At 61.0% G+C, this 26,696-nt stretch carries 26 protein-coding genes; 6 read left to right on the top strand and 20 right to left on the bottom strand.

What is annotated here, in order from left to right; all coding sequences use genetic code 11:
* Window positions 1–17: 17 nt before the first annotated feature.
* Both PHR85_RS07835 and katG read right to left on the bottom strand, forming a co-directional pair.
* A complete protein-coding gene (locus tag PHR85_RS07835) occupies window positions 18–2,276 on the bottom strand; it encodes a TonB-dependent siderophore receptor (RefSeq protein ID WP_300052653.1) in 2,259 nt (752 codons plus the stop codon).
* Window positions 2,277–2,421: 145 nt separating this feature from the next.
* Window positions 2,422–4,596 carry a catalase/peroxidase HPI gene (katG, locus tag PHR85_RS07830; protein ID WP_300052651.1) on the bottom strand — a complete coding sequence of 725 codons (2,175 nt, stop codon included), beginning with the start codon at window positions 4,594–4,596 and terminating at the stop codon, window positions 2,422–2,424.
* Window positions 4,597–5,017: 421 nt separating this feature from the next.
* Here katG and ccoG point away from each other — a divergent pair, with 421 nt between their 5' ends.
* Window positions 5,018–6,442 carry a cytochrome c oxidase accessory protein CcoG gene (gene ccoG, locus PHR85_RS07825; RefSeq protein WP_300052649.1) on the top strand — a complete coding sequence of 475 codons (1,425 nt, stop codon included), beginning with the start codon at window positions 5,018–5,020 and terminating at the stop codon, window positions 6,440–6,442.
* A gap of 28 nt (window positions 6,443–6,470) precedes the next feature.
* A complete protein-coding gene (locus PHR85_RS07820; RefSeq protein WP_300052647.1) occupies window positions 6,471–6,779 on the top strand; it encodes a monooxygenase in 309 nt (102 codons plus the stop codon).
* Between the two features lie 52 nt (window positions 6,780–6,831).
* On the opposite strand, the gene PHR85_RS07815 is transcribed toward PHR85_RS07820, so the two are convergent.
* The gene (locus PHR85_RS07815; RefSeq protein WP_300052645.1) at window positions 6,832–7,857 is read right to left on the bottom strand and encodes a c-type cytochrome; all 1,026 of its coding nucleotides are present in this window, start codon (window positions 7,855–7,857) and stop codon (window positions 6,832–6,834) included.
* Between the two features lie 157 nt (window positions 7,858–8,014).
* On the bottom strand, window positions 8,015–8,500 hold the full coding sequence (locus tag PHR85_RS07810; protein WP_300052643.1) for a YajQ family cyclic di-GMP-binding protein: 486 nt from the start codon (window positions 8,498–8,500) through the stop codon (window positions 8,015–8,017).
* Window positions 8,501–8,564: 64 nt separating this feature from the next.
* Here PHR85_RS07810 and murB point away from each other — a divergent pair, with 64 nt between their 5' ends.
* Window positions 8,565–9,620 (top strand): UDP-N-acetylmuramate dehydrogenase, encoded by a 1,056-nt coding sequence (gene murB / locus PHR85_RS07805; protein ID WP_300052641.1) that lies wholly within the window; start codon window positions 8,565–8,567, stop codon window positions 9,618–9,620.
* 26 nt (window positions 9,621–9,646) lie between these two features.
* Here the strand turns inward: murB and argG are convergent, their stop codons facing one another.
* The 16 genes from argG to PHR85_RS07725 all read right to left on the bottom strand — a co-directional run bounded on the left by argG (window position 9,647) and on the right by PHR85_RS07725 (window position 23,696).
* Entirely contained in the window at window positions 9,647–10,984 is a 1,338-nt protein-coding gene (argG, locus tag PHR85_RS07800) for an argininosuccinate synthase (protein ID WP_300052638.1), read from the bottom strand.
* A 19-nt stretch (window positions 10,985–11,003) separates the two neighbouring features.
* Window positions 11,004–11,321, bottom strand: a complete 318-nt coding sequence (locus PHR85_RS07795) for a pyrimidine/purine nucleoside phosphorylase (RefSeq protein ID WP_300052635.1) — start codon at window positions 11,319–11,321, stop codon at window positions 11,004–11,006.
* Window positions 11,322–11,444: 123 nt separating this feature from the next.
* Complete coding sequence (locus PHR85_RS07790) at window positions 11,445–11,789, bottom strand: arsenate reductase (protein WP_300052632.1); 345 nt, start codon at window positions 11,787–11,789, stop codon at window positions 11,445–11,447.
* Between the two features lie 150 nt (window positions 11,790–11,939).
* Window positions 11,940–12,266 (bottom strand): YkvA family protein, encoded by a 327-nt coding sequence (locus tag PHR85_RS07785; RefSeq protein WP_300052629.1) that lies wholly within the window; start codon window positions 12,264–12,266, stop codon window positions 11,940–11,942.
* Window positions 12,267–12,346: 80 nt separating this feature from the next.
* Window positions 12,347–12,994: an OmpA family protein gene (locus PHR85_RS07780; RefSeq protein WP_300052626.1), complete on the bottom strand. Its 648-nt coding sequence runs from the start codon at window positions 12,992–12,994 to the stop codon at window positions 12,347–12,349.
* Window positions 12,991–14,616: a hypothetical protein gene (locus PHR85_RS07775; RefSeq protein WP_300052623.1), complete on the bottom strand. Its 1,626-nt coding sequence runs from the start codon at window positions 14,614–14,616 to the stop codon at window positions 12,991–12,993. The genes PHR85_RS07780 and PHR85_RS07775 overlap by 4 nt, the downstream gene beginning before the upstream one ends.
* Entirely contained in the window at window positions 14,613–15,917 is a 1,305-nt protein-coding gene (locus PHR85_RS07770; protein ID WP_300052620.1) for a hypothetical protein, read from the bottom strand. The genes PHR85_RS07775 and PHR85_RS07770 overlap by 4 nt, the downstream gene beginning before the upstream one ends.
* Before the next feature lie 11 nt (window positions 15,918–15,928).
* Entirely contained in the window at window positions 15,929–16,840 is a 912-nt protein-coding gene (locus PHR85_RS07765) for an ATP-binding protein (RefSeq protein WP_300052617.1), read from the bottom strand.
* 32 nt (window positions 16,841–16,872) lie between these two features.
* Window positions 16,873–17,091: a hypothetical protein gene (locus tag PHR85_RS07760; RefSeq protein WP_300052614.1), complete on the bottom strand. Its 219-nt coding sequence runs from the start codon at window positions 17,089–17,091 to the stop codon at window positions 16,873–16,875.
* 75 nt (window positions 17,092–17,166) lie between these two features.
* Window positions 17,167–18,456, bottom strand: coding sequence for a DUF445 domain-containing protein (locus tag PHR85_RS07755; protein ID WP_300052611.1), 1,290 nt, complete (start codon window positions 18,454–18,456; stop codon window positions 17,167–17,169).
* A gap of 24 nt (window positions 18,457–18,480) precedes the next feature.
* On the bottom strand, window positions 18,481–19,233 hold the full coding sequence (locus tag PHR85_RS07750) for a DUF3944 domain-containing protein (RefSeq protein ID WP_300052609.1): 753 nt from the start codon (window positions 19,231–19,233) through the stop codon (window positions 18,481–18,483).
* Window positions 19,234–19,260: 27 nt separating this feature from the next.
* Window positions 19,261–19,413, bottom strand: a complete 153-nt coding sequence (locus tag PHR85_RS07745; protein WP_300052607.1) for a hypothetical protein — start codon at window positions 19,411–19,413, stop codon at window positions 19,261–19,263.
* Window positions 19,414–19,685: 272 nt separating this feature from the next.
* A complete protein-coding gene (locus PHR85_RS07740) occupies window positions 19,686–19,964 on the bottom strand; it encodes a YkgJ family cysteine cluster protein (RefSeq protein ID WP_300052604.1) in 279 nt (92 codons plus the stop codon).
* A gap of 54 nt (window positions 19,965–20,018) precedes the next feature.
* Window positions 20,019–21,017, bottom strand: a complete 999-nt coding sequence (locus PHR85_RS07735; RefSeq protein ID WP_300052601.1) for a hypothetical protein — start codon at window positions 21,015–21,017, stop codon at window positions 20,019–20,021.
* A gap of 30 nt (window positions 21,018–21,047) precedes the next feature.
* Window positions 21,048–22,589 carry a hypothetical protein gene (locus PHR85_RS07730; RefSeq protein ID WP_300052598.1) on the bottom strand — a complete coding sequence of 514 codons (1,542 nt, stop codon included), beginning with the start codon at window positions 22,587–22,589 and terminating at the stop codon, window positions 21,048–21,050.
* 201 nt (window positions 22,590–22,790) lie between these two features.
* Window positions 22,791–23,696 carry a WYL domain-containing protein gene (locus PHR85_RS07725; protein WP_300052596.1) on the bottom strand — a complete coding sequence of 302 codons (906 nt, stop codon included), beginning with the start codon at window positions 23,694–23,696 and terminating at the stop codon, window positions 22,791–22,793.
* A 214-nt stretch (window positions 23,697–23,910) separates the two neighbouring features.
* On the opposite strand from PHR85_RS07725, the gene folC reads away from it, so the two are divergent.
* Genes folC through PHR85_RS07710 form a run of 3 tightly spaced genes read left to right on the top strand, consistent with a single transcriptional unit; the run spans window position 23,911 to window position 26,682 of the window.
* On the top strand, window positions 23,911–25,245 hold the full coding sequence (gene folC / locus PHR85_RS07720) for a bifunctional tetrahydrofolate synthase/dihydrofolate synthase (RefSeq protein WP_300052593.1): 1,335 nt from the start codon (window positions 23,911–23,913) through the stop codon (window positions 25,243–25,245).
* Window positions 25,246–25,303: 58 nt separating this feature from the next.
* Window positions 25,304–26,197, top strand: a complete 894-nt coding sequence (locus tag PHR85_RS07715; RefSeq protein WP_300052590.1) for an SPOR domain-containing protein — start codon at window positions 25,304–25,306, stop codon at window positions 26,195–26,197.
* The gene (locus tag PHR85_RS07710; RefSeq protein ID WP_300052587.1) at window positions 26,197–26,682 is read left to right on the top strand and encodes a CvpA family protein; all 486 of its coding nucleotides are present in this window, start codon (window positions 26,197–26,199) and stop codon (window positions 26,680–26,682) included. The genes PHR85_RS07715 and PHR85_RS07710 overlap by 1 nt, the downstream gene beginning before the upstream one ends.
* Window positions 26,683–26,696: the final 14 nt, after the last annotated feature.

The following is a 26,696-nucleotide window of genomic DNA, read 5'->3' as shown; positions in this document are numbered from 1 at the left end:
GGCAGTTCAGCAGGGGATCAGAACAGGACCTTGTAGCTCAGCTGGACCTGGCGCGCGGCGCCCGGGGCGTAGAAGCCGCGATACAGCGAGTCGGCATAGAGCTCGTCGGTCAGGTTGGTCAGGTTGAGCTTGAGCGACTGGTTGGCATCGATCTGGTACTCGGCCATCGCGTCGACCGTGGTGAAGGCCTTGGCCATGACATGGCGCGCGCCCTCGGGGTTCTGCTCGCCACGGTAGTTCAGGCCAGCGCCCAGGCGCCATTGCGGTGCAATGCGGTAGGTCGTCCACAGGCTGGCGCTGTGCTTGGGTGTCAGGGCCGGGCGGTCGCCTTGTTGTTGCGCATTGCCACCCGAAGTCACACCCTCGTCGATCTTGGCTTCCGGAATCCAGCTGTGGTTGTAGAACAGCTCCCATTTCGGCGTGATGCGGCCAGCCAGGTTGAACTCCATGCCGGTGGCGTGGCGCTTGCCCGACAGCAGGAAGGAGTCCGCGGTCGGCTCGTCGGTGTTGCGCTCGTTGTACTTCTCGGAGTGGAACAGCGCCACGCCCAGCGAGGCCTTGTTGTCGAACAGCTCGAACTTGCCGCCGAACTCGAAGTTGCGGCTCTTCTCGGGCGGGGTGTTGGCGATCCTGGCGTTGTTGCTGCCAGGCGTCATGGCGCCGAGCGCGAACTGGTAGCTGTCGCCCGAGGTGTTGTACGAGGTGCCGAAGGAGGCGTACCAGGACTCGGTCGCGCTGGGCTGGTAGAGCGCGCCCAGGCGCGGGCTGATCAGGTCGTCGCTGACCTGGAAGCTGGCCGTCGGCGTGCCGCCGTTGGCCGGTGCGTGGTAGGACGCATCGAAATGGTCCAGACGCAGACCCGCGATCAGCTTGATGGTATCGGTGATGCTGACGGTGTCCTGTGCATAGAGGCCGACATTGCTGGCCCGGAACGTATTGAGCACCGGCGGCAGTCGGGTGTCGATAACCGAGGCGCCATCGTTGGGCGTGCCGACCCGGGTGGTCGGCGCGGCGTTCAGTCCGCTGGTGTAGCTGTTGTTGCGCTCGGCATCCTCGTGCGACAGGTCGACGCCGGCGAGCAGGCTGTGCTGCTGGCCAAAGGCCTGGAACTTGCCGCTGTAGTCGCTCTGGATCTGGGTCAGGTCGCTGTAGCCGACGCGGGCCTTGGGGTTGCGCAGCAGCACGCTGTTGCTGCTGAGGTTGTCGGCCGTCATGGCCAGTCCGCCCGGTTGCTGTGCGGCCGGGGCAAAGCGGATCGCGCTCGCCAGCAGCTCACGCTCGTAGCGGCCATGCCGCACCTGGGTCTTGAGCTCGGTGTCGTGGTCGAAGCGGTGCGTATGGCTGAAGGTGCCGTAAGTGCTCTCGGTCTTCAGGTAGTCGCTGGCCAGGCCGTAGTAGTTCCTGGCCGGCAGGCTGGGCTCGATCTTGCCGTCAGCGCCGACGAACCAGGGATGGTTGTAGAGCGGTTGGCCGTCGGTTTCCAGGTGATAGAGGCCGACCGAGAACTCGTCGCGCGTGCCGATGCCCCAGCGGTAGCTCGGCGCGATGCCCTTCTTGTTCACGCTGGCGCCGTGGTTGTCGGCGTCATGCGTCATCGCGTTGATGCGCAGCGCCGAATCCTCGCCGGTCTTGAGGTTGAAGTCTCCGGTCACGCGCAGCTCCTGGCCGCTGCCGATGGTGACATCGACCTCGTGCTGGTCCATCAGGAACGGTGCCTTGCTGACCTGGTTCACCACGCCGCCGGTCGAGCCCTTGCCGAACAGCATCGAGGCCGAGCCCTTCAGCACCTCGACCCTGTCATGGTTGAAGGTGTCGCGCTCGATCAGCGGCGCGTCGCGCAGGCCATCGACGTAGATGTCGCCCGCCTGGCCGAGCGAGAAGCCGCGCAGGCGCACGTCTTCCTCGCCGGTCTCGCCGGCCATGAAGGTCACGCCGGCGGTGGTCTTGAGTACCTCGCGCAAGTCGTCGAGGTTGCGGTCGTCGATCAGCAGCTCGGTCATCACCGTGACGGTCTGCGGGATGTCGCGCAGTTCCTGCCGGCCCTTGGCCGCCTGGGTCGAGCTGGCGCGCAGGCTGTTCTTGCTCTTGAGCTCGACCGGTTCGGCCGAGTCACTGACGGTCACGGTCGACAGCGTCTGGCTGGCGCTGGTCGGCGCGGTCTGGGCGCTGGCGGCGAACGAGCCAGCCAGCAGCAGGACGCCCAGCGGCAGCAGGGTCGGGGTGTTGGATGCCAGGTGAGCAGTGGCCTGCTCGGGCGGGTTGGCGATGCGGTTCATGGTCAGCGGTAAGGGTGGGACAGAGGGGCTGGTTGGCTGTGCCGTGAATCATATATTAAACAAGAATCATTCGTATTTAATGAGTTAAAAAAAAGCGATCCGAAGATCGCTTTCATCAGGGTTGCGCGGGGTGACCCGGCCCGAGTCAGGCCAGATCGAAGCGGTCCGCGTTCATGACCTTGCTCCAGGCGGCCACGAAGTCCTGCACGAACTTCTCGCGGTTGTCGTCCTGGGCGTAGACCTCGGCGTAGGCGCGCAGCACCGAGTTCGAGCCGAACACCAGGTCGACCCGGGTGGCGGTCCACCTGGTGGCGCCGGATTTCCGCTCGACGATGGCGTAGCTGTTGCGGCCGGTCGGCTTCCAGGTGTAGCTCATGTCCGTCAGGTTGACGAAGAAGTCGGTCGTCAGCGCGCCGACCCGGTCGGTGAGCACGCCATGCTGGCTGCCGCCATGGTTGGTGCCGAGCACCCGCAGGCCGCCCACCAGCGCGGTCATCTCGTGCGCCGTCAGGCCCAGCAGCTGGGCGCGGTCGAGCAGCAGCTCCTCGGCGCTGACCGCAAAGTCCTTCTGCAGCCAGTTGCGGAAACCGTCCGCCAGTGGCTCCAGCACCTCGAACGATGCGACATCGGTCTGCTGCTGGCCGGCGTCACCTCGGCCCGGCGCGAACGGCACGCTGATCTCGACGCCCGCGGCCTGGGCCGCCTGCTCGACGCCGAGGTTGCCGGCCAGCACGATCACGTCGGCCACGCTGGCGCCGGTGTCAAGAGCGATCTGCTCGTAGACCGCCAGCACCTTGGCCAGCCGCGCCGGCTCGTTGCCGGCCCAGTCCTTTTGCGGCGCCAGCCGGATGCGCGCGCCGTTGGCACCGCCGCGCTTGTCCGATTGGCGGAAGGTGCGGGCGCTGTCCCAGGCGGTCGACACCATCTCGCCGAGGCTCAGGCCGCTGGCGGCGATCCTGGCCTTCACGGCGGCGACGTCGTAGTCCTGGCGGCCGGCGGGCACCGTGTCCTGCCAGATCAGGTCTTCGGCCGGCACGTCCGGGCCGATGTAGCGGGCCTTGGGTCCCATGTCGCGGTGGGTCAGCTTGAACCAGGCGCGCGCGAACGTTTCGGTGAAGTAGGCCGGGTCCTGGTGGAAGCGCTCCGAGATCTTGCGGTACTCGGGGTCCATCTTCATGGCCATGTCGGCATCGGTCATGATCGGGTTGCGGCGGATCGAGGGATCCTCCACATCGACCGGCCTGTCCTCTTCCTTGATGTTGATCGGCTCGTACTGCCAGGCGCCGGCCGGGCTCTTCCTGAGCTCCCAGTCGTGGTTCAGCAGCATGTCGAAGTAGCCGTTGTCCCACTGGGTCGGGTGCGTGGTCCAGGCGCCTTCGATGCCGCTGGTCACGGTGTCGCGGCCCACGCCACGGCTGCTGTGGTTGATCCAGCCCAGGCCCTGTTCCTCCAGCTCGGCACCTTCCGGTGCTGGTCCCAGGTTGGCGGCGCTGCCGTTGCCGTGCGTCTTGCCGACGGTGTGACCGCCGGCGGTCAGCGCCACGGTTTCCTCGTCGTTCATCGCCATGCGCTCGAAGGTGACGCGGATGTCATGCGCGGTCTTGAGCGGGTCGGGCTTGCCGTCCACGCCTTCCGGGTTGACGTAGATCAGGCCCATCATCACGGCGGCCAGCGGGTTTTCCAGGTCGCGCACGCCGGAGTAACGGCTGCCCTCGCTGCCGGTGGGGGCCAGCCATTCCTTTTCCGAGCCCCAGTAGATGTCCTTCTCGGGGTGCCAGATGTCTTCGCGGCCAAAGCCGAAGCCGAAGGTCTTCAGACCCATGGACTCGTAGGCCATGTTGCCCGCCAGGATGATCAGGTCGGCCCAGCTGAGCTTGTTGCCGTACTTCTTCTTGATCGGCCACAGCAGGCGACGCGCCTTGTCGAGGTTGGCGTTGTCGGGCCAGGAGTTCAGCGGCGCGAAGCGCTGGTTGCCGGTGCCGGCGCCGCCACGGCCGTCGGCGATGCGGTAGGTGCCCGCCGAGTGCCAGGCCATGCGGATCATCAGGCCGCCGTAGTGACCCCAGTCGGCCGGCCACCAGTCCTGGCTGTCGGTCATCAGGGCCTTGAGGTCTTGCTTCAGGGCATCGACGTCAAGCTGCTTGAGTTCTTCCCGGTAGTTGAAGTCCGCGCCCAGGGGATTGGTCTTGCTGTCCTGCTGGTGCAGGATGTCCAGGCTCAGCGCCTTGGGCCACCAGGCCGTGTTCGACACGCTGACTGCAGTGGCGCCACCGTGCATGACCGGGCATTGGCCGGCAGAACTCAGGTCTTTCTTGTCCATTTCGCGTTCCTTGGGTTGCGTTGTCAACTGAAGCGACCGTCCGACCCGATCCACTCTGGCTTGCAAAGTGCTTGCAAAGTGCTGGCGAAGGGAGGGTCATCGGCCGGGGTTTAATATAGCCCTTGCGGCGGGATTTCGGGCTGATCCAGGCCGTGCTTCAGGCCAAACGATTCAATCAAGACGATAGGAAATCTTGTGACAAGGTCCTGGATATCTGTGAGCAAGTCGGCCTTGTGTTGCACCTGCCGGCCCGCAGCCTGGGACGCGACCAGCCGGCCACCGCAGCCCATTTTCCTGTCATGTCAAAATGGCAGACCGATGCCTTCAAGCCTGGCCCCTGGGCGGTCCCATGGCCGGCTGGAGTCGGCGGCTGCCGACAGGCCTGGGGCAAGGGCAGGGCATTTTCATACTGGTACTTTCGATGACGACGAATCCCGATAAACCGCGTGCCGCCGAGGCACCGAAAGAGGTCGAAATATCGCTCTATGAGTCGAGCGCAAAGATCTACGCGCGCTCGGTCAAGGGCTTGTTCAATACCTGGCGCTGGGCCTTGGTCTGGATCACGCAGATCGTCTTCTATGGCCTGCCCTGGCTGGTCTGGAACAACCGCCAGGCCGTGCTGTTCGACCTCGAGGCGCGCCGCTTCTACCTGTTCGGCCTGGTGCTGTATCCGCAGGACTTCATCTACCTGACCGGGCTGCTGGTGATCGCGGCGCTCGCCCTGTTCCTCTTCACCGCGGTGGCCGGACGTCTCTGGTGCGGCTTTGCCTGCCCGCAGACGGTCTACACCGAGATCTTCATGTGGATCGAGAAGAAGATCGAGGGCGACCGCAGCGCGCGCATGCGGCTGGATGACGGCGCCATGTCGGGCAACAAGTTCGGCCGCAAGGCGCTCAAGCATCTGGCCTGGATCCTGTTCGCGTTGTGGACCGGCGTGACCTTCGTCGGCTACTTCACGCCGATCAAGGTGCTGGTCGCCGAGTTCGCGACGCTGGGCCTGGGTCCCTGGGAGACCTTCTGGGTGCTGTTCTACGGCTTCGCCACCTACGGCAACGCCGGCTGGATGCGCGAGCAGGTCTGCAAGTACATGTGCCCCTACGCCCGCTTCCAGAGCGCGATGTTCGACCGCGACACGATGATCGTGACCTACGACGAAGCGCGCGGCGAGCCGCGCGGCGCGCGCAGGAAATCGGCCGACCCCAAGGCGCTGGGCCTGGGCTCCTGCATCGACTGCACGCTTTGCGTCCAGGTCTGCCCGACCGGCATCGACATCCGCAAGGGCCTGCAGTACGAGTGCATCGGTTGTGGTGCCTGCGTGGACGCCTGCGACGATGTGATGGACAAGATGAACTACCCGCGTGGCCTGATCAGGTTCGCGACCGAGAACGGCATGGCCAACCAATGGTCCAACCAGCAGATGGTTCAGCGCGCCATGCGTCCGCGCGTGCTGATCTACACCGGCGTTCTGCTGGCGATCTGCGTCGCGGTGGCCGTCAGCCTGTACCTGCGCACGCCGCTCAAGGTCGACGTGATGCGTGACCGTGGCGCGATCGCGCGCATGGTCGAGCAGGGTCGGATCGAGAACGTGTTCCGCCTGCAGGCCATGAACGCGACCGAGGTCGTGCAGCAGCTCGAGGTCTCGGTCGAGGGCCTGCCCGGCATCATGATCGCGTCCGAGCGCACCATGGTCGTGCAGCCGACCGAGGTCCACTCGCTGGCGCTGCGCGTGCAGGTTCCGCCCGGATCGTCGCCCGGCGGCTCGCACAAGATCCAGTTCAAGATCCGATCGCTCAACGACTCGGGCATCGCGATCCAGGAGGAGTCCGTCTTCCTGGTGCCGCGCTGATTCCGTTCATCCACCACGAAAGTTCACCATGGCCGTTCTGTTGCAAGTCGACTTCCCCTACCAAGGCCCCTGGGGCGCCGAGATGAGCGAGGCCATGGCTGGCCTGGCGCAGTCGATCGCGCAGGAGCCCGGCCTGCTCTGGAAGATCTGGACCGAAAACGCCGCCGCCGGCGAGGCGGGTGGCGCCTACCTGTTCAGCGACCGACCCAGCGCCGAGGCCTACCTGGCCATGCACAGCGCGCGGCTCAAGTCCTTCGGCGTTGCGCGGGTCAACGCCAAGCTGTTCGACGTCAACGACAGCCTGTCGCTGATCGACCGCGCGCCGCTGGGCGCCTGAGCGCCCGCAGCTCGTCATCTCATTCGGGCTGCTCACGCAGCCCGCAGTCCTTTCAGCGGCCCGATTCCTTCAGCAGCTTGTCCTTGAGCTTGACCATGTTCTCGGCCAGCGGCGGGAAGGGGCCAAGCTTGTGCTGGTCGGCCGGCGCGCCGTCGACATAGGGCGGGAACGCCGCATCGACCGGCTTGTTCCAGCGCGCCGGGAAGTCGCGTTCGAGATTGGCCTTGGTGCCGCGCGGCTGGCTCAGCATGTATCCTGCGATGTCGTAGGCCTCGTCGAGGCTGAGTTGCGGCTGGCCATGCTGCGAGCCCAGTGGCATGTTGGTGTAGACGAAGGTGGTCGCGAACACCAGCCGGTTCATGCCAGCGCCATTGTTGAACGAGTCCTTGCCCCACAGCGGCGGGAAGGTGTAGCCGGTCGCGCTGCCCGGCGCGCCGGCGCGCACGCCGGCGCCATTCTCCCCGTGACAGGCGGCGCATTTCTCGACATAGAGCTTGGCGCCGGCGACGGTGTCGGCGCGGCGGTTCGGCATCTTGACCTTGGGCAAGCCCTGGCCAACCACGGTCGCTCCGGTCGGCACATCCTTCGAGAGGAAGTGGATATAGGTCTCGAAGGCCTTCATCTCGCGGCTGTCGAGCGGCAGCGGCTTGCCGGCCATGCTGCGCTCCATGCAGCCGTTGACGCGCTCGGCCACGGTGCTGAGTTCGTCCTCGCGCGCGCGGTATTGCGGAAAGGCGGCATGGACGCCGACCCAGGGCATCGCATGGGGCTTGGCCGCGCCGTTCTGGTGGCAGGAGGTGCACGCCAGGTTGTTGCCCGCGAAGCGCATCCTCGGGTTCTTGACCTCGGGACCGATGTGCGCGAAGGTGCGCTCGCTCAGTTCCTTGCCGTAGCGCACCATGCGGCCGTAATGGTCGTCGGGCAGCTTGCTGACGTCATAGGCCTCGGCAGGCTTGATCACGAAGGGGGTGGGGATATCGCCGGAAGCGGGGGCGGGCGTCGGGGCGGCCTGCTGTGCCCAGGCGGGCGCTGCGAGCGCGAGGCCAAGCAGGGTCAGTGCGGCGGGTATCGGGATCATCTTCATCCTCCGGTGTAAATTGATGATGCTTAACTTAATGACTATCAATAATACCCTATATGGTATAGAGCTGGTCAAGATGCGGCAGACCGAGAAATGAAAAAACCGGCGCGGGGTGGATGCCCCGGGCCGGCTGGTCGCGTTGAGCGCGGGCGGATCAGTCGCGGAAGTTGTCGAACGACAGCGGCAGATCGGTGATGTCCTTGCGGATCAGCGCCATCGCCTGCTGCAGGTCGTCGCGCTTGGCGCCGGTCACGCGCACCTTTTCTTCCTGGATCGCGGCCTGCACCTTCAGCTTGCTGCCCTTGATGAGCTGCTGGATCTTCTTGGCGTCCTCGCTGGAGATGCCGTTGCGCACCTTCAGCACCTGCTTGACCTTGTCGCCGCCGATCTTCTCGACCTTGCCGGCGTCGAGGAAGCGCACGTCGACCTGACGCTTGGTCAGCTTGTTGCGCAGGATGTCGTCGACCTGCTGGATCTGGAAGTCGCTGTCGCCGAACAGCGTGATTTCCTTGTCCTTGAGCTCGACCGCGGCCGAGCTGCCCTTGAAGTCGAAGCGGGTGCCGATTTCCTTGGCGGTCTGGTCGACGGCGTTCTTCACTTCGACCAGGTTGGGTTCGAGGACGGTGTCAAAAGAGGGCATGCTGGATTCCTAATCGGGTTGCGTGCCGGGCTGCCGGATGCGGCCCGGATGAGACAATCCCGGGATGTTAGTCGAGAAAAACCTGGCCTTGCAGCCCTTCAACAGTTTTGGCATCGCCGCGCGCGCGTTGCGGTTGGCCCGCATCGGTTCGGAGGCCGAGCTGCAGGCGCTGATCCGGCATCCGGACTGGTCGGCCGACGACAGCTTCGTGCTCGGCGGCGGCAGCAACATCGTGCTGACCGGCGATGTCCGTAAGTTGGTGCTCAAGGTCGAGATTTCGGGGCGGCGCCTGCTGCGCGAGACCGACCAGGGCTGGCTGGTCGAGGCTGGCGCCGGCGAGCGCTGGCATGACTTCGTCGCCTGGACCATCGAGCAAGGCTGGCCGGGGCTGGAGAACCTGGCGCTGATCCCCGGCACGGTCGGCGCCTCGCCGGTGCAGAACATCGGCGCCTATGGCGTCGAGTGCCAGGACCGCTTCGACTCGCTCGACGCGATCGACCTCGAAACCGGCGCGGCCTTCAGCCTGGATGCCGCCCAATGCGGCTTCGGTTACCGCGACTCGGTCTTCAAGCATGAGCGCGCCGCCGACGGGCGCGGCTTCGGTCTCAAGGGCCGGGCGCTGATCACGCGCGTGCGTTTCTGGCTGCCCAAACCCTGGCAGCCGGTGCTGGGCTACCTCGATCTGGAGCGCAAGATGATGGAAACCGGCCTGATCAATCCGAACGCGCGGCAGATCTTCGAGATGGTCTGCGCGGTCCGGCGCGCCAAGCTGCCCGACCCGGCCGTGATCGGCAACGCCGGCAGCTTCTTCAAGAACCCCAGCGTCACGCCCGAGCAATGCGCCGACATCATCGCGCGCGAGCCCAAGGTGGTGCATTACCCGATGCCCGATGGCAGCGTCAAGCTCGCGGCCGGCTGGCTGATCGACGCCTGCGGCTGGAAGGGCAAGACCGTGGGCCACGCCGGCGTCTACGACAAGCAGGCGCTGGTGCTGGTGAACCGGGGCGACGCCGAGCACCCCTGCACTGGCGGCGAGGTGATGACGCTGGCGCGCGCGATCCAGACCAGCGTCTACGAGCGCTTCGGCATCCGGCTGGAACCCGAACCCGTCGTTCTATGAAAAAAGGCCGGCAATTGCCGGCCCCTTTACTGGTTGCCGCCCAGCTTGAGGAAGTCCTCGCCCTGGCCCAGCGAGAGCAGGCCGGCGTCGGAGTAGATGCCCAGCTTGGCGCGCGTGTCGACGATGTCGAGGTTGCGCATGGTCAGCTGACCGATGCGGTCCAGCGGCGTGAACGGCGCGTCCTCGACCTTTTCCATCGACAGGCGCTCGGGCGCGTAGGTCAGGTTCGGGCTGTCGGTGTTGAGGATCGAGTAGTCGTTGCCACGACGCAGCTCCAGCGTGACCTCGCCGGTGATGGCGCGCGCGACCCAGCGCTGGGCGGTCTCGCGCAGCATGATGGCCTGCGGGTCGAACCAGCGGCCCTGGTACAGCAGGCGGCCGAGCTTGAGACCGTTGATGCGGTACTGCTCGATCGTGTCCTCGTTGTGGATGCCGGTGACCAGGCGCTCGTAGGCGATGTGCAGCAGCGCCAGGCCGGGGGCCTCGTAGATGCCACGGCTCTTGGCCTCGATGATGCGGTTCTCGATCTGGTCGCTCATGCCCAGGCCGTGACGACCGCCGATGCGGTTGGCTTCCAGGATCAGCTCGACCGGCGACTCGAAGGTCTTGCCATTGAGCGCGACCGGCATGCCCTCCTCGAAGCGCACGGTGATTTCCTCGGCCTTGACCGCGACCTCATCCTTCCAGAACGCCACGCCCATGATCGGGTTGACGATCCGGATGCCCGAGCTCAGGTGCTCCAGGTCCTTGGCCTCGTGGGTGGCGCCCAGCATGTTCGAGTCGGTGCTGTAGGCCTTCTCGACCGACATCTTGTAATCGAAGCCGTTGGCGATCAGGAACTCGCTCATCTCCTTGCGGCCGCCGAGCTCGTCGATGAAAGCCTGGTCCAGCCAGGGCTTGTAGATCTTCAGGCTCGGGTTGGTCAGCAGGCCGTAGCGGTAGAAGCGCTCGATGTCGTTGCCCTTGTAGGTCGAACCGTCGCCCCAGATGTTGACGTCGTCTTCCTTCATCGCGGCCACCAGCATGGTGCCGGTCACGGCGCGGCCCAGCGGGGTGGTGTTGAAGTAGGTCACGCCAGCGGTGCTGATGTGGAAGGCACCGGCTTGCAGCGCGGCGATGCCTTCGGCGGCCAGTTGCGGGCGGCAGTCGATCAGGCGTGCCTGCACCGCGCCGTAGCCCATGGCCTTGCGCGGGATCTCGTCGTAGTCGGACTCGTCGGGCTGGCCCAGGTTGGCGGTGTAGGCGTAGGGCAGGGCGCCCTTGAGCTTCATCCACAGCAGCGCGGCGCTGGTGTCGAGGCCGCCCGAGAAGGCGATGCCGACCTTCTGGCCGATGGGCAGGTTTTGCAGGATGGTGGCGGACATGTTCGGGTCTTTCTTCGGATCAGCCGAAGTGGCAGATGTAGTGGTAAGCCTCGGTCACGCGGATCTCGAAGCTGGAATTGCCGGGGATGCTGAACTGCTCGCCCGGCTTGGAGGTCAGCCACTGGTCGCTGCCGGCGAGCTTGTACTCGCAGCTGCCAGCCACGCATTCCATGATCTCGGGCGCGCCGGTGTTGAAGGTCAGGGTCGCGGGCAGCACCACGCCGACCGACTTCTTGGTGCCGTCGGGGAAGGTGATGCCGTGGCTGACGCACTTGCCGTCGAAGTAGACGCTGGCCTGGGTGTTGACGGACACGCCGTCGATCTGGGTGGTGCTCATGGAGTTCGCTCGCGAGGAATCGCGGTTAAAAAATGTGGAGAAAGCCTGGCGCCGCCCACGGCGACGCACCAACCCGCCATTTTAGAGGCGCGGGCGGCAGGGTTTGCGGGAAATGTCGCGGCCTCAGGCCCGACTGGCCCAGTCGTCGGCGTCGAAGCCGACCGTGATGGCGTTGTCCCACTCGACCACCGGGCGCTTGATCACGCTGGCATGTGCCATCAGCACCGGGCGGGCCGTGGCGGCGTCAACCACCGCAGCCTGCAGTTCAGGCGGCAACTTGCGCCAGGTCGTGCCCTTGCGATTGAGCAGCTTGTCCCAGCCGACTGCAGTCTGCCAGGCGTCCAGCCTGTCCTCGGGCACGCCCTGTTTCTTGAAGTCGTGGAATTCGTGGGCGACGCCCTGTTCGGTCAGCCAGGCGCGCGCCTTCTTGACCGTGTCGCAGTTGGGGATGCCATAGATCTTGACCATGGCGGGGATTGTGCCGCAAGGAGGGCGACGGTCGGGGCGGTCATGTCGATCCGCAACCGTGGCCATTCCGGTTGCTGCCAGATGTAGCGGGCGGGAGATTTGGGGCCTGATGCGGTGCTCATGAGCCGTGTTTTGCTGCTTGCAGCTCAGTCAAGCCCCGAACCATTCCTTCATCTTCTCTGCGGCGATACGCTTGACCTCGTCGGTTACATACATCGATACCGTCCCGAGCGCCGCCGCCAGCGCGCCCAGGTCATCGGTGAAGCCCGCGACCGGAATCGCATCGGGTACCGCGTCCACCGGCAGCACGAAATAGACGAGGGCACCATAGATCACGGTCTTGGCCCAGACGGGGGTGTTGGGTTGCTGCGCGGCGTAGTACAGCCACAGTGCCTTCTCGATCACTTCCTTGCCGGCCTTGAGCGCGAAGTGTTTGACCTTGTCCCAGAAACTGCCGTCGTCGAATTCGTTTGCCATGGGTTTTCTTTTTGTTGCCGCTCACCGCAAGCAGTCGCCAGTGTGCCTAAGGTCTGCACAGGCAAACGACAGCTGTTTCACTATTTGCGGCTTTCCTGCAGCACGAAATGCACTTCGACCCGCCGATTTTTTGAGTCGCTCGGCTGCACATTGTCCAGCGGATGCGAGTCACCGTAGCCCGCGACGATCACTCGCCCCGCTTGGTCGTCAGCCACGTCCCCTACCAGCAGCCGGCGTGCTTCGCGCGCGCGCGCCGCTGACAGCGTGTAGTTGTCGTCGTAGACGGTGCAAAAGCGTGCAAAGTCGGTTACGGGTCGGCTTACCGGCAGGTTGTCGGTATGCCCTTCGACGACTACCTGGCCGTGCGTGTTCTGTCGCAGGAATTCCATGATCCTCGGTTCTATGCCTCGGATCGCATCCTGAGCTCGCTTGGTGATGCAGGCGCTGCCTCGGTCAAACACGTTATCGCGCAAGGTGATTTTGCCCGAGTTGATGTCGACCGCAACCAGTTCCTCGCTGCCCTGGCTCTGCAGCGATACCTTGAGGTCGTTCAGTGCTGCCGATAGCTGTTTCTTCTGCGCTGCGACGCCTTGCTCCATTTCCTGCTTGTGTTTGATCTCGGCGAAAGTGCGCTGCAGTACCGAGATGACCAGCAACAGCATCACCACCGCCATCACGCCAGCCATTAGGTCAGAGATCGACACCCATTCGGTTGGCTTTTCCTTCATTGGTTTTCCAGCATTAGGACAGCAGATTTTTCAGACTTGTTCAGGCTTCTGTTGATGTCCCGCAGCAGTCCAACGGCCTGATCAAGCTGAGCAGTGGGTAGCTTGGCCTGCACGGCCGTCGCGATCTGGTCACCCAGCTTGCCTTCTTGGCTTTCGAGATTCTTTCTGATGTATTCAATCGATTTCAAAAGCGGACTGAGATCGACGTTGACCGACGGGCTTTGTAGCCGTCTGATCGCATCCGAGACTTGGTCAAGCAATTCATCAATTTTTCTGGTACTGCTCTCGGCGCTCTGCGTGACCTCCTGGTAACGCGAGTCCAGTGATGTCATACGGCGGCCGCTTTCAGAAACCGCCTTTAGCCCCGATTTGATATCGTCGCACAACTGGTTGATCAGCTGGGTCAGACTTTCTACACTCGTGTTCAATGTTAGGCTGGTTTCGCCAAAGACGGCCTGTGTTTTCTGCTGGATGTCGAGTGACTGGTTGATTGAATTTTTTACTTCGGCCATCGTCTGTTCGACGCTGGTTGACAAGGTGCCAACGGCCTGCGAGATGTTGTTTGTCGCGTTGACCAGGTTGGTACTGATTTCGCCCATGTTTAACTTGAAGCTCGCGTTCATGTCGTCGATCGTCGACTTCAAATCCCACTTCAGCAAGTTCATCACTTCAGAGACATTAGTCTCAAAACTGGTAATTGCTGTTCCCAGGTCGGTCGCGGATGCGCCGACCTTGTCTGCCGATATCGCCATCTTCTCGGAAGACTGCCGCATCGACTCAATGTTGCTGGAGTTTGCTGTGACGAATGACTCTAGGGCCTGGCGCGTCGAAGTGCCTTGCTGCAGAATATCGCGAGCGAGGGTCTTTTGCTCGATGAAGATTTCCTGGTTGTGCTGCTGCAACTCACGATTCAGGATCAATTCATTCTGGAACATCTGACGGGTATCTGCCGCTTCCTTGCTCAGTACATCGCGTTGCTGCGTGAATTCCTTCAGCAGCGTAGCGCAGATCTTGTCGCCGAGTTCCCCGATGCTGGTGACGAATGCGTGCTGTGCTTGGTGATCGCGGCTGAGCTGTTGGCTGCGCGAGTCGTCAAGCTCGCACTTCATCTTCTGCGCTGTCCAGCGCAGTCGGCGTTCGTCGAAGCCGTTGTTCGATGCCCAGATCTTCAGCCACAGAAAGGCGATGATGCCCCAAGTCGAAGTCTTGAACTTTGTTCCCAGCCCCTGCATCATCGACATCAGATTAGACATCGCGTCGTCCATGCCGCTGGCCGAAGCGTCTGTCAGGATCGCAGACGCCTTGTCCAGCGCAATTCCAAGACCGAGAAAGGTGCCCAGCAGGCCGATCACGAGCAGGATCCCCGGCATCACGTCGGCCAGTTGCTCGGGTTTGGTAGCCACCGCCTGGCAGATGTCATGCATTGAGCCATGTTCGGCATCGAGGTCGTCCGACTTGTCGCCCTGGGCGCCATGGTGCCAATTTCTTTCCCAGTTCAGCGGATTGGCCTGGCGTCTGACGGTCAGCATGGTGGCAATGGTAGCGCCAAATATTCCCAGGAAAAATATGATCTGGATTGGCTCAAATTTTGGAATCAGAAATTCAATGATTTCGATTTTCATGCTCCGACCTCCACTTCGATCAGTTGTTGTGCGCGGATTTCGCTTTCTTCCTTGAAGATGTTGGCGTAGTCGATGATCAGCATCTGATCCTCCTCACTCAACGTTTCCCACTTGCGGCCGTGCTGTGCGCAGTCGATGATGATCATGCCGACTTGGCCACCTTCCTCGGCCAGATAGTCCCGACCTTCGGCTATGAGTTCCTCCTGGGACTTTTCCAGCGTTTGCAGGAAGCCTTCGGCCGCGTAGACGTAGTTCCTTTTTTCACGCGTGTGCGCGCTCAGTGCGTCGACTTGCGACTTGAGCGCTGCGGTTTCGGTCTTCATTTGATTCAGTACGATTTCCTCCTCAGCTGAGATGTCAGAAATCTTCTTGGCCATCTCGAGCCGGCGTAGCAGCACGGTGTTCTTAGAAAGCGTGGTCGTATCGGTCTTGAGCTGCTTTTCGAGTTCGCCGAGGTTCTGGCCCCAGGCCATCACCATTTCCTCGAAGACGAAGGGGATCAGTTTCTTGCGGTAGCGCTTTTGGATGATGTCGTCGAGCCTCACCGCGTCCGCGTTTGACAACTCTGGCTTTGATGCCAGCAGTCCAGCGCTGGCCTTGAGCAGGAAGATGTCGTCCTCGCTGATTTGCTCGATGTCGGTCGCACCGTTGAGCGTCTGTTCGGCATATTTCAGCAGCTTCTGCGTTGCGCGCAGCCGCAGGTAATGCTCGAAGTCGCTAATTTCGTTCTTGTCGAAAGTGTTCTTGATCGCGGTTTGCACCAGAACGAAGTCGTTGATCATCGCCGCGAGCTGAATTGATTTGGCCTCCTCGGCCGGCATCTGGGCGATCGCTTCCTCGAACACCTGTTTACGCTCGTTGGCTTGCTCGACTTCCTCTGGCTTCTTCAGCAGCGTTTCCTTCATGTTCTTCGCGGCATTGATGACCCAGCGGATCGCGTAGTCGAGTTTCTTAGCCAGCGGCGAGCGGTCGAAGGCCGAAACGTAGGCCAGTCCCTTGTCGAGCGCGGTCAGCGCGCCCTTTAGCCATGGCCAGGGGGCAACTTTGGCTGCTGCCTGGACCAAAGGCCTGACATGGGTGTCTATGAACGGTCTGACTGACTGCCAGACTTTTTTGACGCTGCCGACGAAGGTTTCGGCCTTTTCGGCCATCCAGTTGACTGCCTTCGCTACGACTTCTTTGGTTTTTTCCCAAGCCTTGCTGGCGACGTTTTTAACCGTCGATGCCACCGATGACACGACGCTGCCAACTGCGCGGGCTGCGCCCGATATCGCACTTCCAATTGATGACCAAAATCCCATTTTCTATCCTTTTATTGTTTGTCAGAGTCAATGCCAAGCATGCGCTTGGTGATAGCTGCATCCCTGGCCGATGACCTGGCTTCCGATGCAGTCGATCCGATCTCGACGTGCGCCTGCTTGACTTGATGGATGCTGTCCTTCAGGTGGTCGAGCGTGAGCCTGGCCTCGCCGTTGCCGGCATGCATCAGCGGCTTGGGCAGTGCAAGCCGCATGCAGGTGCGGATTTCCCGGCCCGACAGGCCTTCCGAGAGCTCGGCAGACCAGTCGATGAATTCCTCGCGTTCGCCCGCAATCGGGATTTCCCTGACCAGCATCCGGCCCCAGAGCGAGCGTCTCGCTTGCAGGTCGGGCAGATCGAACTTCACGTGATAGCTGATCCGGCTGCGGAACGCCTCGTCGTAGTTCTTGGCGAAGTTGGTCGCGAACACCGCGATGCCTTCGAAGCGTTCGAGCTCGATCAGCATCGTCGATCGCATCGAGTTGACTTCATTGTCCACGCCCTGCGTCACCGACGACAGCCTTTTCCCCAGCAGCGTGTCCGCTTCATCGAAGAAAAGCACGGCGCCAGTTTCGGTCGTCTCGGCGAAGGCTCTCTGGATGTTCTTTGCCGTTTCACCCATGAACTTACTTTCGATCTCAGCGATTCCGATTGAGATGAAAGGCAGTCCCAGCGTGCCGGCCAGTGCCTCCGCAGCCAGCGTCTTTCCCGTTCCGGGAGGGCCGTAGAAATTCAGCACTGTCCCCATCCCGAGCGGATCGACCGAGCTGAAGTTCCAGTCCATGTAGATGGTCTTGTGGTGCCTGAGCTTGGCCAGGCACTCGTTGATCTGAACCCGGGTTTCAGCCGGAAGTATCAGGTCCTCATCGAGCTTGAAGCGAGGATCTCGACGCAGGTAATGCGCCTCTGAGTTGATTTTTTTCATCAAATATTTTTCTTTAGGTTTTTTCTGAGATTTTAGTCGTTTTCGTTTGCTTCTTTTTTCTTGTTGTAAAAGTAGACGATGATCAATAGTGGGATCATCACATAGGGGAACATGAAGGTCAGTGCGATGAGTGCGAACAATAAAGCCAGTCCGATCAGCGCTGACAGGACGTTGCCGACCAGGCCTATCAGGAACTTGAGCAGAAACCAGCCGATGAACAGCGCAACGATGATAGCAATGGCAATCAGCATGTCGGATTTTTCTTAGGGTTTGGTTATTGTTATCGATAACGCTTGTTGATGAGAGTCAGATTTTTGCTTTTCGCTTCATCCAACTGCTTGTTTCAAACCATGAATCAGCAGTCCGATCAGCCCGCCAACGATCGTGCCATTGATGCGGATGAACTGCAGGTCGCGCCCGATCGCGAGCTCGATGCGCTGTGTCATTTCCTCGCGGGTCCATTTGGCCAGCTGCTGCTCGATGAAGCGTCCGACCTCGCCCCGGTAGCGACGGACCAGCGTGACGCTGCCGTCCTCGATCGCCTGGTTCAGCCATTGCCGCAGCTCGGGCTTCTCGACCAGGATCTGGCCGAGCCTATGTATCCAGGTCTGGATCTGGTGTCGCAGCGCCGGCTGGTCCTGGCTCAGGTCATGCAGCAGCCGGTCCTTGAGTCCGTCCCACAGCCCCGACAGCAGCAGCTGCACCTGCTGGTCCTGCACCAGCTCGGCCTGATGGCGTCGGATCTTCTCTGCCCATTGCGGGTCGGCCTTGAGCCGCAGCGCGAAGTCGCCGATCCAGCCGTCGAACACGCGCCGGAAGCGGTGCGCCGGATCGCGCCTGACCTCGTCGAGCGTCCGGTGCAGCGAGTTGATTGACTTGGGTGCGTAGGCGTTGATCGCCATCTTCATCATCGAGTTCTCGACGCCCAGGCTGTCAATCAAGAACTGGCTGATGGTCGGCAACTTCTCGGCATCGCCCAGATAGGCGCTGGCGCCATCGAGCAGCGCGTCGAGCAGCTCCTGATGCCGGCCGCTCTGCATCAGCCGGTCCACCAGCTGGCCCGCCGTCCCCGACAGGTCAACCTCGGTCAGTTGCTGGCTGGCGACCGCGCGGATCTGATCCCGGATCTGTTCGTGGTCCAGCGCCTCGATCAGCTGTCTGGCGACGTTCGCCGCCGATTGGCCCAGCCCGGTCAGGTGCAGCGGGTTGAGCAGCCATTCGCCCACCCACCGGGCGGGGTCGGCCTGCCGGATCTTGCTGCCGATCGCTTCCTCGGTGATGAAATGGTTCTCGACGAAGGCGCCCAGGTTGCGGCCGATGTCGTCCTTGCTGTTCGGGATGATCGCCGTGTGCCAGATCGGCAGGCCCAGCGGATGCCGGAACAGCGCGACGACCGCGAACCAGTCGGCCATGGCGCCGATCAGCGCGGCTTCGGCGAAGGCCGTGACATAGCCCCAGGCGGGGTGCCCGTCGTTCAGAACATGGGCCAGAACGAGCAGACCCAGCGAGGCGAGCAGCAAGCCGGTCGCCGCATAACGCATCTTGCGCAGGCGCAACCTGCGCAACGTGTCTTGCGTGAGGTCGAGGTCGTGCTGGATTTCGGTGGAACTGCGCATTTGGCTGGGTTCGGCTTGCTTGAATCAGAACTGGATCTCGTCAGCCAGATCGGCGTACTTGAGCTTCTGGCGCAGGAATGCAATCTGAATGACGGCGGGAATCGTCACCCGGTACGCCGCGCCAGCCAGATCGACTGCGGTCCAGAGTCCGGTGATGACCCATCCGATCGGGCCGGTCATGACGGCTGCGACTCGTGTAAGAGCTGCGTTTCCTGCCAGAGTGAGACCACGGCCCATCAAGGCTTTCATGACCGCGTTGACGACGATCAAGGTGAGCTGGTAGGACTTGAATCCTCCCATCCTGAAGATGGTCTGGAATCCACCTACCAAGGCCTCGGGCGTGATCGTGTTCAAGTTTTTCACGCCCATCGACTCGGCTAGTTGCCGGACTTCGGCGGCCGACATCTTTTCGATCGAGTCCTTGAGTATCTTCATCAGCAGGTTCTGCTCAATGACTTCTACGTTGGAGTCCTTGTTGAAGTTGACCTTCATCTTTTCGCAGACATCCGTCAGGACTTCCTTGTACTGAACGCCCTTGCCGCCTCTGAAGAGGGTCGCGAAGCTGTTGGCACCAAAGCATTGGACTTCCGCCGCGATCAGTTCCCAGTACTGGTGATGGTCTGGGTTGTGCCGCTTGTACACGGCGGTGGCGGTCAACTCCTCGGTGATCCTGGCGCTGCCATCCTTGTCGTGCGTGATGCAGTAGACCAGGTCGTCCATATCCTTGGACGCGCATTGTTCGAGGAATTCGAGGTCGGGGTCGTAGCGGTATGCCATGTTGTTTTCCTTGGAGTTGGGATTTACTCAGCGCACCAGCCGAGTGATCTTGTTTGCCAGTTCAGCCAGCGCCGCCCGGGCCGTGCTGGTCACTTGTGTTTCCAGCAGGCGATGCCCGCAAGCCGGGCAGGCCGTGAAGTGACCGATGCCGAGCATTAGCACGTCGCTGCGCGGCGCCACGGTCTTGGAGCAGTCGCAGGCGGGGCAGGTTGTGGGTATTTCATTACACACATCTTCGTAAGCCGTTGATTTTATGGTCTAACTCAAAGCAATATCTCAATAAAATCAACAGCTTACAGACTTGAGTGTAACGGCATGAGGTATGGGCGGGAAATGAATGGGAGCTTGAATTAGATCGCAATATTTCGAAATTACTGCTTGTAGCAAGCGCAAAGAAATTTTATTTAAAGTTAATATTTCTTTTAAAAAACTTTGTAAATTTTTTTATCATTTTATGGAGCATGAATATTTTTTGATATATTCTTGAGTGTATTGCATACTTGAAGATTGATATCTACAAAGTTATTCCAGGTATATAGATTGGAGTAGTTTATTTTGTATTGCTTATCTACTCTGCAAATGTCAGGTCTTTTGTTGTAAATAAAGCATAATTTGTTTTCTGTATCGTAGTTTTTGCATGTTCCATCGCCTCGGTTGAGATATTCTGTTTTTTGGCTCAAGTGCACATTCTGACAACAAATGCCGCATTGTGTGCATGGAAAAGATTTCATTGAGGATTCTTGAAATGAAACCGCAGCGTTAGTGGCTGCGGTTTTTATAATTGATTATGCAGTGATTACTGCTTGAAGTTCTTCGATGCGCTTTTGCGTTGCCAAAATCATGTTTCCATTTTTATCAAGAATGGGGGTGTCTATCATGGCTTTAGCTAGCTGCGCAAATTTCACGGCGCGATGTACTGTTTCTTGTGAAGCTTGATTGAATGTTCGGTAGTCATTCCCGTAGGTTTCAATTACTTCAGTCAAGGCGTCGGTGGAGTGGCGTAATTGAATCGTAATTTGTTGGAAGGTTTGACTTGCCAATGAAGTGATTTTCTCAATCGCCTGCAACTTGCTGACGGTAAGAGTTGCTGCTGCACGAATGCTGAGCGCTTGTTCCATATTGCTACGTGCATTGTTCAGAGCCTCTTCTCCCTTGTTGCCCAAAATATGCCCGAAAATCGCAAGTGCAGGGCCTGCGACGATACCACCCAGTACCATGGTTCCTAAGGCCATTCCGCCTCCTCCTGCAGCCAAGGTGCCGCCACCGAGCCATGCAAGTGTTGCATTGGTTGCAGCTACGCCGCTGAGCGAAGAAATTGCTGTCCCTGTTCCGGCAGTAGCTAGTAGCATCGTGCCATTGTAGGCGCCGAAAGCGAGTGCCGCTCCACCACCCAGTCCAGCACCTAACCCCAAACCTGCGTCTTGAAGAGCTTGGTAATCATTGCTCAGCCCAGTGAGCGATTGGCTGGAAAAATCACCTATGCCCAATTTATCTAGCTCGTGAGTCTGGTTTATTTCGACGTTATTTAGTTTTTTATAAGATTTTAGGAAGTCAGCGATTACGCTTTCGAATGCACTAAGTTTACGCTTTCCATATTTTTCAAGTGCGTTGAAGGTGGTTTTCCGTTGTTCTTCTACCTTGTGGTTGGCTTCGTCAACTGTTGATTGTGCTTCAGTGTTGATGTTTTTTGCGTTGCTGTGGTCAATGGCTCCACTTACGCCTTTGATTGCACCATAAATTGCGGCTCCGCCTGCGATGACGCCAAAAATAATGGGGACTGGCATGATTATTCCTGTGGTTGGATGGTGAATTGATTAGAGTCTAAGGGGTTCGCCTGAGTTCATGAATTCATTAAATTCATTTAAATTATTAAATCGAAGATTTTTACCTAAAATAGTTGCATATTTGTTGATTGAGCTAGTTAGTTCGTCAATGTTGCATGTGGCGCTGTTGATTATGGAAAATAGCTGTTGTGTCTCGCTTTGAAGTTGTGGAAATTCCCGTTGTAAAAAATTATTGAAAGCGGTTTGCTCTTGCGAAATTTTTTCGCGGGCAGCAGCTTGAATTGCCTGTGTACGCTCCATAATTTCACGAGAAATTTCAACGCTGCGTGCCGAGTCTAATGCGGCTTGATAAAATATTGATGATAGAGTGTGGCCGATTATTCCGCCAATCGCGGCGCCCAAGAAAGGTATGGGGATTGCTATCTGCCCTAATGTAGCAATCATTCCGCTGGCGAGCATGCTTGTGCTTTTTTCCCCCACTTCCGCCAAAAGTTGAGATTCTGTAATTTCGCCCTGCACATAACGCTTAATCGAGCCGCTCAGGGATACGCAAACATTGACAGCCAACGCTGGAGCGCTGCTTCCTGCAAGGCTGCGCATGGTCTGATTGCTCGATTGCTGCATGCCGCTTTTTACTATTGAGCCGGCGAATGCGGTGCTGTAGCCAAGGGCTGCTGCTTTGGTGGTATCGATTGCGAAATCGGTGCTGGCATCACCTAAAGATTTTTCATTTTGAGCTAAAGCAAATATATTTTGAAGCAACGATATGCTGCCGCCAATTACCGAGCCATATTTTGCTCCTTCCAAGCCTGCTTTATGACTTGTACGAGCCATGTCTATTGCGGTGGCGATCTTGGGGTATTTGCGGTAAAAAATAGCTTGCTCGGTGGTTATACCACTGTCGCTTATATTATTCGCTAGCTCTTCGTAGTTGTTGGCCTCGCGCCGTAGCTTGGCAGAAATATCGGTCTTGCCGCTTTGTTCGGCACGATCGGCATTGAAGCGCAGCTGCTGAGCCTCTTCACGGCAATGCTGTGCCGCACCTTCGTATTGTTCTGAAGGTAGCTCGAGCTTGGTACCGCGATAGCGCTCAAATTTTTTACCTTCAAGTGCAATGTCCTTAAAAAGTTGATCGCGGTTTCCAACAAATTTCATCTGTGCTTGGCTGCCCTCGATGATTTGTCCGTCTAAAATTTGCACGCGGTCTACAATATTATGATTTCGGCCGTATTCCGTTATATCATCGCTGCGTATCGTCCGTACCTTGGATTTGGCGATAATTGCTTCTGAATTGTCTCGGCTTGTTGCTGCAACCTCAGCACTAAAACCAGCTTGTTGCTTGATATTTTTAGCTGCTTCCATAGGGTCTGAATTGACCTTGTGCTTGGCGATATCCGCCAGTCCCTTGGCGTACCGCTGTCCAGTTTCGTTGTCGGTGCCTGTGTAGCCTTTGATGAATTCTGCATTGGCGCTGCCGAAGCGACTGACGGTTTCACTTGCGGAAAGTGCTATGCCGGAGCGAAAAATCTCCCGATTGTCGTCATTTTTTTTTGAGGTATTTTTGGGGTTCATGGTATTAAATTTCTATTTTGAATTTTGTAATTGCTTGATTATTGATTCCGTTGCATCCACTTGTATCCCGCCCTCAGCGCCACAGTCGTAATAACACCGGCCGCGAAGGTAATCGCGAACGAGGCCAGGTATTCCAGCGGGGACGGGTTGTTGTTCATGATGGCTTCCTCTTTTGACGGCGGTTGGGTGATGGGGCGAATTTCAGACCGTGCCCAGATACGCCCGCAGCTGTTGCTCCAGCTCCGCCTGCATGCCCTCCGGGCTGATGATGCGCACGTTGGGCAGCCAATAGCGCACGATGGGCAGGATCTGGTTCGGGTGTGCGATCAGGCAGGACACCAGCAGGCCGCCGTCGGCCAGTTCCTTCTCGATCTTCTGGCCGTTGACGAGTTGCCGGCGCTGGAAGTAGCCCGCCACCTCGCGCCCGACCTTGAACACGACCTCGGTTTTCTTGACGTTGAACCAGATGCTGTCCTCGCGGGCGAGCTGGGCGACCACCGCCGGGTCGGGCTCGAACCGCTGCTGGTCGTCGATCAGCAGGCCGCTGATCTTGGTGAAGGTGTAGGACTTGAGCGTGCCGGCATCGGTCGCGGCCAGGTACCAGATGCCGCTGTGGTTGACCAGCTTGTAGGGCTGCGCGGCGGCCACGGTTTTTTCGCCCTCGGGCTTCTGGTAGCGAAAGCCGATGGCGCAGCGCTGCTCGATCGCCTGCTTGAGCTGGCGAAAGTTGTCCTCCCGGCCGCTCAGGTCTTCGTAGTGATGGCCGCGTATCTGCAGGCTTTGCAGGCGGCTGTCGAGCAGGTCCTTGAGCAGTTCGGTGCCCAGTTGGGGATGCATGCCCTGCAGGCCGGCCACCGAGGCGAAGCGCTCGATGTCTTGTTGCGTCAGCAAGCCCAGGCGCGGCCCGCTGACTCTGTAATGGCCGTGGTGCTTGTCCAGGTCCAGGAAGGCCAGCCTCTCGTTGAGGTCGCGCTGAATGGTTCGCAGGTTGACACTGAATTCCTGGGCCAGCGCATGGGGGTCGAGCTTCTGGCCCTCGTTCAGGCGGCGCAGCAGCTCGCTGAGCCGGTAGGCAATCGTTTCCTGCGGGTCGGTCTGGGCTGCCATGGGGTGGTTGTCGGAGTTGAATTGCTGGATTGCAAACATCGTTCAACTGCTGAAGATGTTCACCGAGGTAAATCCTAACCCGTGGCATTGACAAACCATGTCGTTTTTGCTTTCACTTTTGCTGTTGCAGCATTTTTTTTGCCCATGACGACGGCCTGAACGTGGTTTCGTTCCCGCTGCGACAATATCGGTCTTGCCTTTTCCCGCTTCTGCCATGACCCAAGACCTGCCCCAGACCCTGCCCGACTGGCTTGCCTACTGCGAGCGCATTCACCCCAAGACCATCGACATGGGGCTGGACCGGGTGCGCGAGGTGGCGCGGCGCCTTGATGACGGTCGCGGTCTGCAGCCGGCTTGCCCGGTCGTCATCGTTGGTGGCACCAATGGCAAGGGCTCGACCTGCGCGCTGCTGGAGACCATCTACGGCCAGGCCGGCTACCGCACCGGCCTCTACACCTCGCCGCACCTGGTGCATTTCGAGGAGCGCTGCCGCATCGACGGCCAGATCGTCGCGGCCGACGCGCTGCTGCCGGCCTTCGCCGACGTCGAGCTGGCGCGCCGTGGCGCTGCCGACCAGCCCGAGATCAGCCTGAGCTATTTCGAGTTCACCACGCTGGCGATCGTGCTGACGCTGGCGCGCGCGCGGCTCGACATCGTGATCCTGGAGGTCGGACTCGGTGGCCGGCTCGACGCGGTCAACATCGTCGAGCCGGCCTGCTCGATCATCACCAGCATCGACATCGACCATATCGAGTTCCTTGGCACCGACCGCGAGGCCATCGGCTACGAGAAGGCCGGCATCATGCGCACCGGCCGCCCGGTCATCGTGAGCGATCCGGTGCCGCCGCAGAGCGTGCTGGACCGCGCGCTCGAGATCGGCGCCGACCTGTACCGGGCCGGACGCGACTTCCATTGCGGTGGCGACCAGCAGCAGTGGAACTGGGCCGGTCGCAGCCGCCGCTACGCCGGGCTGGCCTACCCGGCGCTGCGCGGCGCCAACCAGCTCGTCAACGCCGCCGGCGTGCTGGCGGCGGTCGAGGCGCTGCACCCCGTGCTGCCGGTCACGGCGCAGGCGGTGCGCAACGGCCTGGCGCTGGTCGAGCTGCCGGGCCGCTTCCAGATCGTGCCGGGCCAGCCGGCGCTGGTGCTCGACGTCGCGCACAACCCGCATTCGGTCGCGGCGCTGACCGAGAACCTCGACGCGATGGGTTACTACCCGACCACGCACGCCGTGTTTGGCGCCATGGCCGACAAGGACCTGCCGCCGATGTTCCAGCGCATCAATCCGCTGATCGACCGCTGGTATTTCTGCGACCTGCCGCTGCCGCGTGCCGCCAGCGCGGCCGACCTGGCCGCGATCTGGCGCGGCACCCATCCGCGCCCCGGCGTCGAGTCCAGCCTGCACGCCGGCCCCCAGGCGGCGCTGGACGCGGCGATTGCCGCCGCCGACCCAGCTGATAGAATTGTCGTCTTTGGTTCATTCTTTACCGTGGGCGGCGTGCTGCAGAACGGGACCCCGAGGCTGGACGCCAAGCACCTCCCGGCCTGATTCCCTGTCACCGGCGGCCTCCGACGCGACGCGGCCCCTCAAATCACAGCACTGGCGAATGTTCAAATTCCGATTCGGCGGCCAGGGCAGCAGCAGCCCGATGCAGCCCTCCACCATCGAAACCGTGCGACGTCGCGCCCGGCACCGGCTGCTGGGCGCCAGCGTGCTGGTGCTGGCTGGAGTGATCGGGTTTCCGTTGCTGTTCGAGTCGCAACCGCGTCCGGTGCCGGTTGACTTCGAGATCGACATCCCGGCGCGCAACGCCGCCAAGTCCAAGACGGCGGCCCAGGACGCGGCGTCGCAGCCCGGCGCGCGCCTCGACGGGCTGGACGAGTCGGAAGAGCTCGTGCGCAGCGCCCAGGCGCCAGCCCAGGCCGCGCCCGCGCCAGTCACCGTCACGTCGCCGCCCCCCCCTGTGCCTGTGGTCGCGCCTGCCGCGCCGGTGGCGCAGGCCGTCGCGCCAGCCCAGCCACAGACCGTCCCCAAGCCTTGGGAAAAGATACCCGTGGTCGTCGACAAGCCGGCCGAAACCAAGCCGGCGGTCGACAGGAAGCCCGCCGAACCCAAGCCCGAGCCCAAGCCAGCCGACAAGCCCGCGGAGCGCAAGCCGGTCGAACCCAAGGTCGCCCCCAAGGCGCCCGACGACGCGGCCCGCGCCATGGCCCTGCTTGAGGGCAAGTCCGCGCCGCAGGACAAGCCCGCCGGCGAGGACAAGTCGGCCGCCAAGCGTCATGTCGTGCAGGTCGGCGCCTTCGTCGATCCCACGCTGGCGCAGGAGGCGCGCATGAAGCTGGAGCGCGGCGGCCTCACCACCTACACCCAGATCGGCAACACGCCCGACGGCCCGCGCACCCGCGTGCGCCTGGGGCCCTTCGCGACTCGCGACGAGGCCGCCAAGGCCGCCGCCAAGGCCCGGGCCTTGGGCCTGTCGGCCTCCATCCTCACGCTCTGATGGTGGCGGTCGACCTCTTCCTGCTGCTGCTGTTGCTGGCCTCCGTCCTGCTTGGCATGTGGCGAGGTCTGAGTTATGAACTGCTCTCGATCGCGGGCTGGATCGCCGCCTTCATGGTCGCGCAATGGCTGGCCGGCTGGGCGGCCGCGCAACTGCCCCTGAACGAATTTTCCGAGCCGCTGCGCTATGCGGCCGGTTTTGTCGTGGTTTTCGTCGTGGCCGCCTTTGGCGCCGGACTGCTGTCCTGGTTCATCAGCAAGCTGTTCGAGTCCGTCGGGTTGCGCCCGGTCGACCGCGTGCTGGGCGCGGCCTTCGGGCTGCTGCGCGGCGTGGCCACGCTGCTCGCGCTCGCGCTGGTGGTCAACATGACCCCGCTCAAACAACAAGAGGGCTGGCAGGCGTCGGCCGGAGCACGCGGTCTCGAACAGGGCCTGCGCCTGCTCAAGGCCGCCGTCCCGGACCGCCTCGCCCGCTACTTTCCCTGAAAATTACTAGAGGA

The sequence above is a fragment of the Malikia sp. genome (assembly GCF_028687635.1).
In the GTDB taxonomy this organism is placed as follows: domain Bacteria; phylum Pseudomonadota; class Gammaproteobacteria; order Burkholderiales; family Burkholderiaceae_C; genus Malikia.
The sequence above is the reverse complement of the archived record's forward strand: the minus strand, read 5'-3'. Positions and strand labels throughout refer to the sequence as shown.

Bases quoted from the DNA above. Each gene is read 5' to 3' on its own strand.
- PHR85_RS07835 (WP_300052653.1), bottom strand. From the start codon at position 2,276: ATGAACCGCATCGCCAACCCGCCCGAGCAGGCCACTGCTCACCTGGCA.
- katG (WP_300052651.1), bottom strand. From the start codon at position 4,596: ATGGACAAGAAAGACCTGAGTTCTGCCGGCCAATGCCCGGTCATGCAC.
- ccoG (WP_300052649.1), top strand. From the start codon at position 5,018: ATGACGACGAATCCCGATAAACCGCGTGCCGCCGAGGCACCGAAAGAG.
- PHR85_RS07820 (WP_300052647.1), top strand. From the start codon at position 6,471: ATGGCCGTTCTGTTGCAAGTCGACTTCCCCTACCAAGGCCCCTGGGGC.
- PHR85_RS07815 (WP_300052645.1), bottom strand. From the start codon at position 7,857: ATGATCCCGATACCCGCCGCACTGACCCTGCTTGGCCTCGCGCTCGCA.
- PHR85_RS07810 (WP_300052643.1), bottom strand. From the start codon at position 8,500: ATGCCCTCTTTTGACACCGTCCTCGAACCCAACCTGGTCGAAGTGAAG.
- murB (WP_300052641.1), top strand. From the start codon at position 8,565: ATGTTAGTCGAGAAAAACCTGGCCTTGCAGCCCTTCAACAGTTTTGGC.
- argG (WP_300052638.1), bottom strand. From the start codon at position 10,984: ATGTCCGCCACCATCCTGCAAAACCTGCCCATCGGCCAGAAGGTCGGC.
- PHR85_RS07795 (WP_300052635.1), bottom strand. From the start codon at position 11,321: ATGAGCACCACCCAGATCGACGGCGTGTCCGTCAACACCCAGGCCAGC.
- PHR85_RS07790 (WP_300052632.1), bottom strand. From the start codon at position 11,789: ATGGTCAAGATCTATGGCATCCCCAACTGCGACACGGTCAAGAAGGCG.
- PHR85_RS07785 (WP_300052629.1), bottom strand. From the start codon at position 12,266: ATGGCAAACGAATTCGACGACGGCAGTTTCTGGGACAAGGTCAAACAC.
- PHR85_RS07780 (WP_300052626.1), bottom strand. From the start codon at position 12,994: ATGAAGGAAAAGCCAACCGAATGGGTGTCGATCTCTGACCTAATGGCT.
- PHR85_RS07775 (WP_300052623.1), bottom strand. From the start codon at position 14,616: ATGAAAATCGAAATCATTGAATTTCTGATTCCAAAATTTGAGCCAATC.
- PHR85_RS07770 (WP_300052620.1), bottom strand. From the start codon at position 15,917: ATGGGATTTTGGTCATCAATTGGAAGTGCGATATCGGGCGCAGCCCGC.
- PHR85_RS07765 (WP_300052617.1), bottom strand. From the start codon at position 16,840: ATGAAAAAAATCAACTCAGAGGCGCATTACCTGCGTCGAGATCCTCGC.
- PHR85_RS07760 (WP_300052614.1), bottom strand. From the start codon at position 17,091: ATGCTGATTGCCATTGCTATCATCGTTGCGCTGTTCATCGGCTGGTTT.
- PHR85_RS07755 (WP_300052611.1), bottom strand. From the start codon at position 18,456: ATGCGCAGTTCCACCGAAATCCAGCACGACCTCGACCTCACGCAAGAC.
- PHR85_RS07750 (WP_300052609.1), bottom strand. From the start codon at position 19,233: ATGGCATACCGCTACGACCCCGACCTCGAATTCCTCGAACAATGCGCG.
- PHR85_RS07740 (WP_300052604.1), bottom strand. From the start codon at position 19,964: ATGAAATCTTTTCCATGCACACAATGCGGCATTTGTTGTCAGAATGTG.
- PHR85_RS07735 (WP_300052601.1), bottom strand. From the start codon at position 21,017: ATGCCAGTCCCCATTATTTTTGGCGTCATCGCAGGCGGAGCCGCAATT.
- PHR85_RS07730 (WP_300052598.1), bottom strand. From the start codon at position 22,589: ATGAACCCCAAAAATACCTCAAAAAAAAATGACGACAATCGGGAGATT.
- PHR85_RS07725 (WP_300052596.1), bottom strand. From the start codon at position 23,696: ATGGCAGCCCAGACCGACCCGCAGGAAACGATTGCCTACCGGCTCAGC.
- folC (WP_300052593.1), top strand. From the start codon at position 23,911: ATGACCCAAGACCTGCCCCAGACCCTGCCCGACTGGCTTGCCTACTGC.
- PHR85_RS07715 (WP_300052590.1), top strand. From the start codon at position 25,304: ATGTTCAAATTCCGATTCGGCGGCCAGGGCAGCAGCAGCCCGATGCAG.
- PHR85_RS07710 (WP_300052587.1), top strand. From the start codon at position 26,197: ATGGTGGCGGTCGACCTCTTCCTGCTGCTGCTGTTGCTGGCCTCCGTC.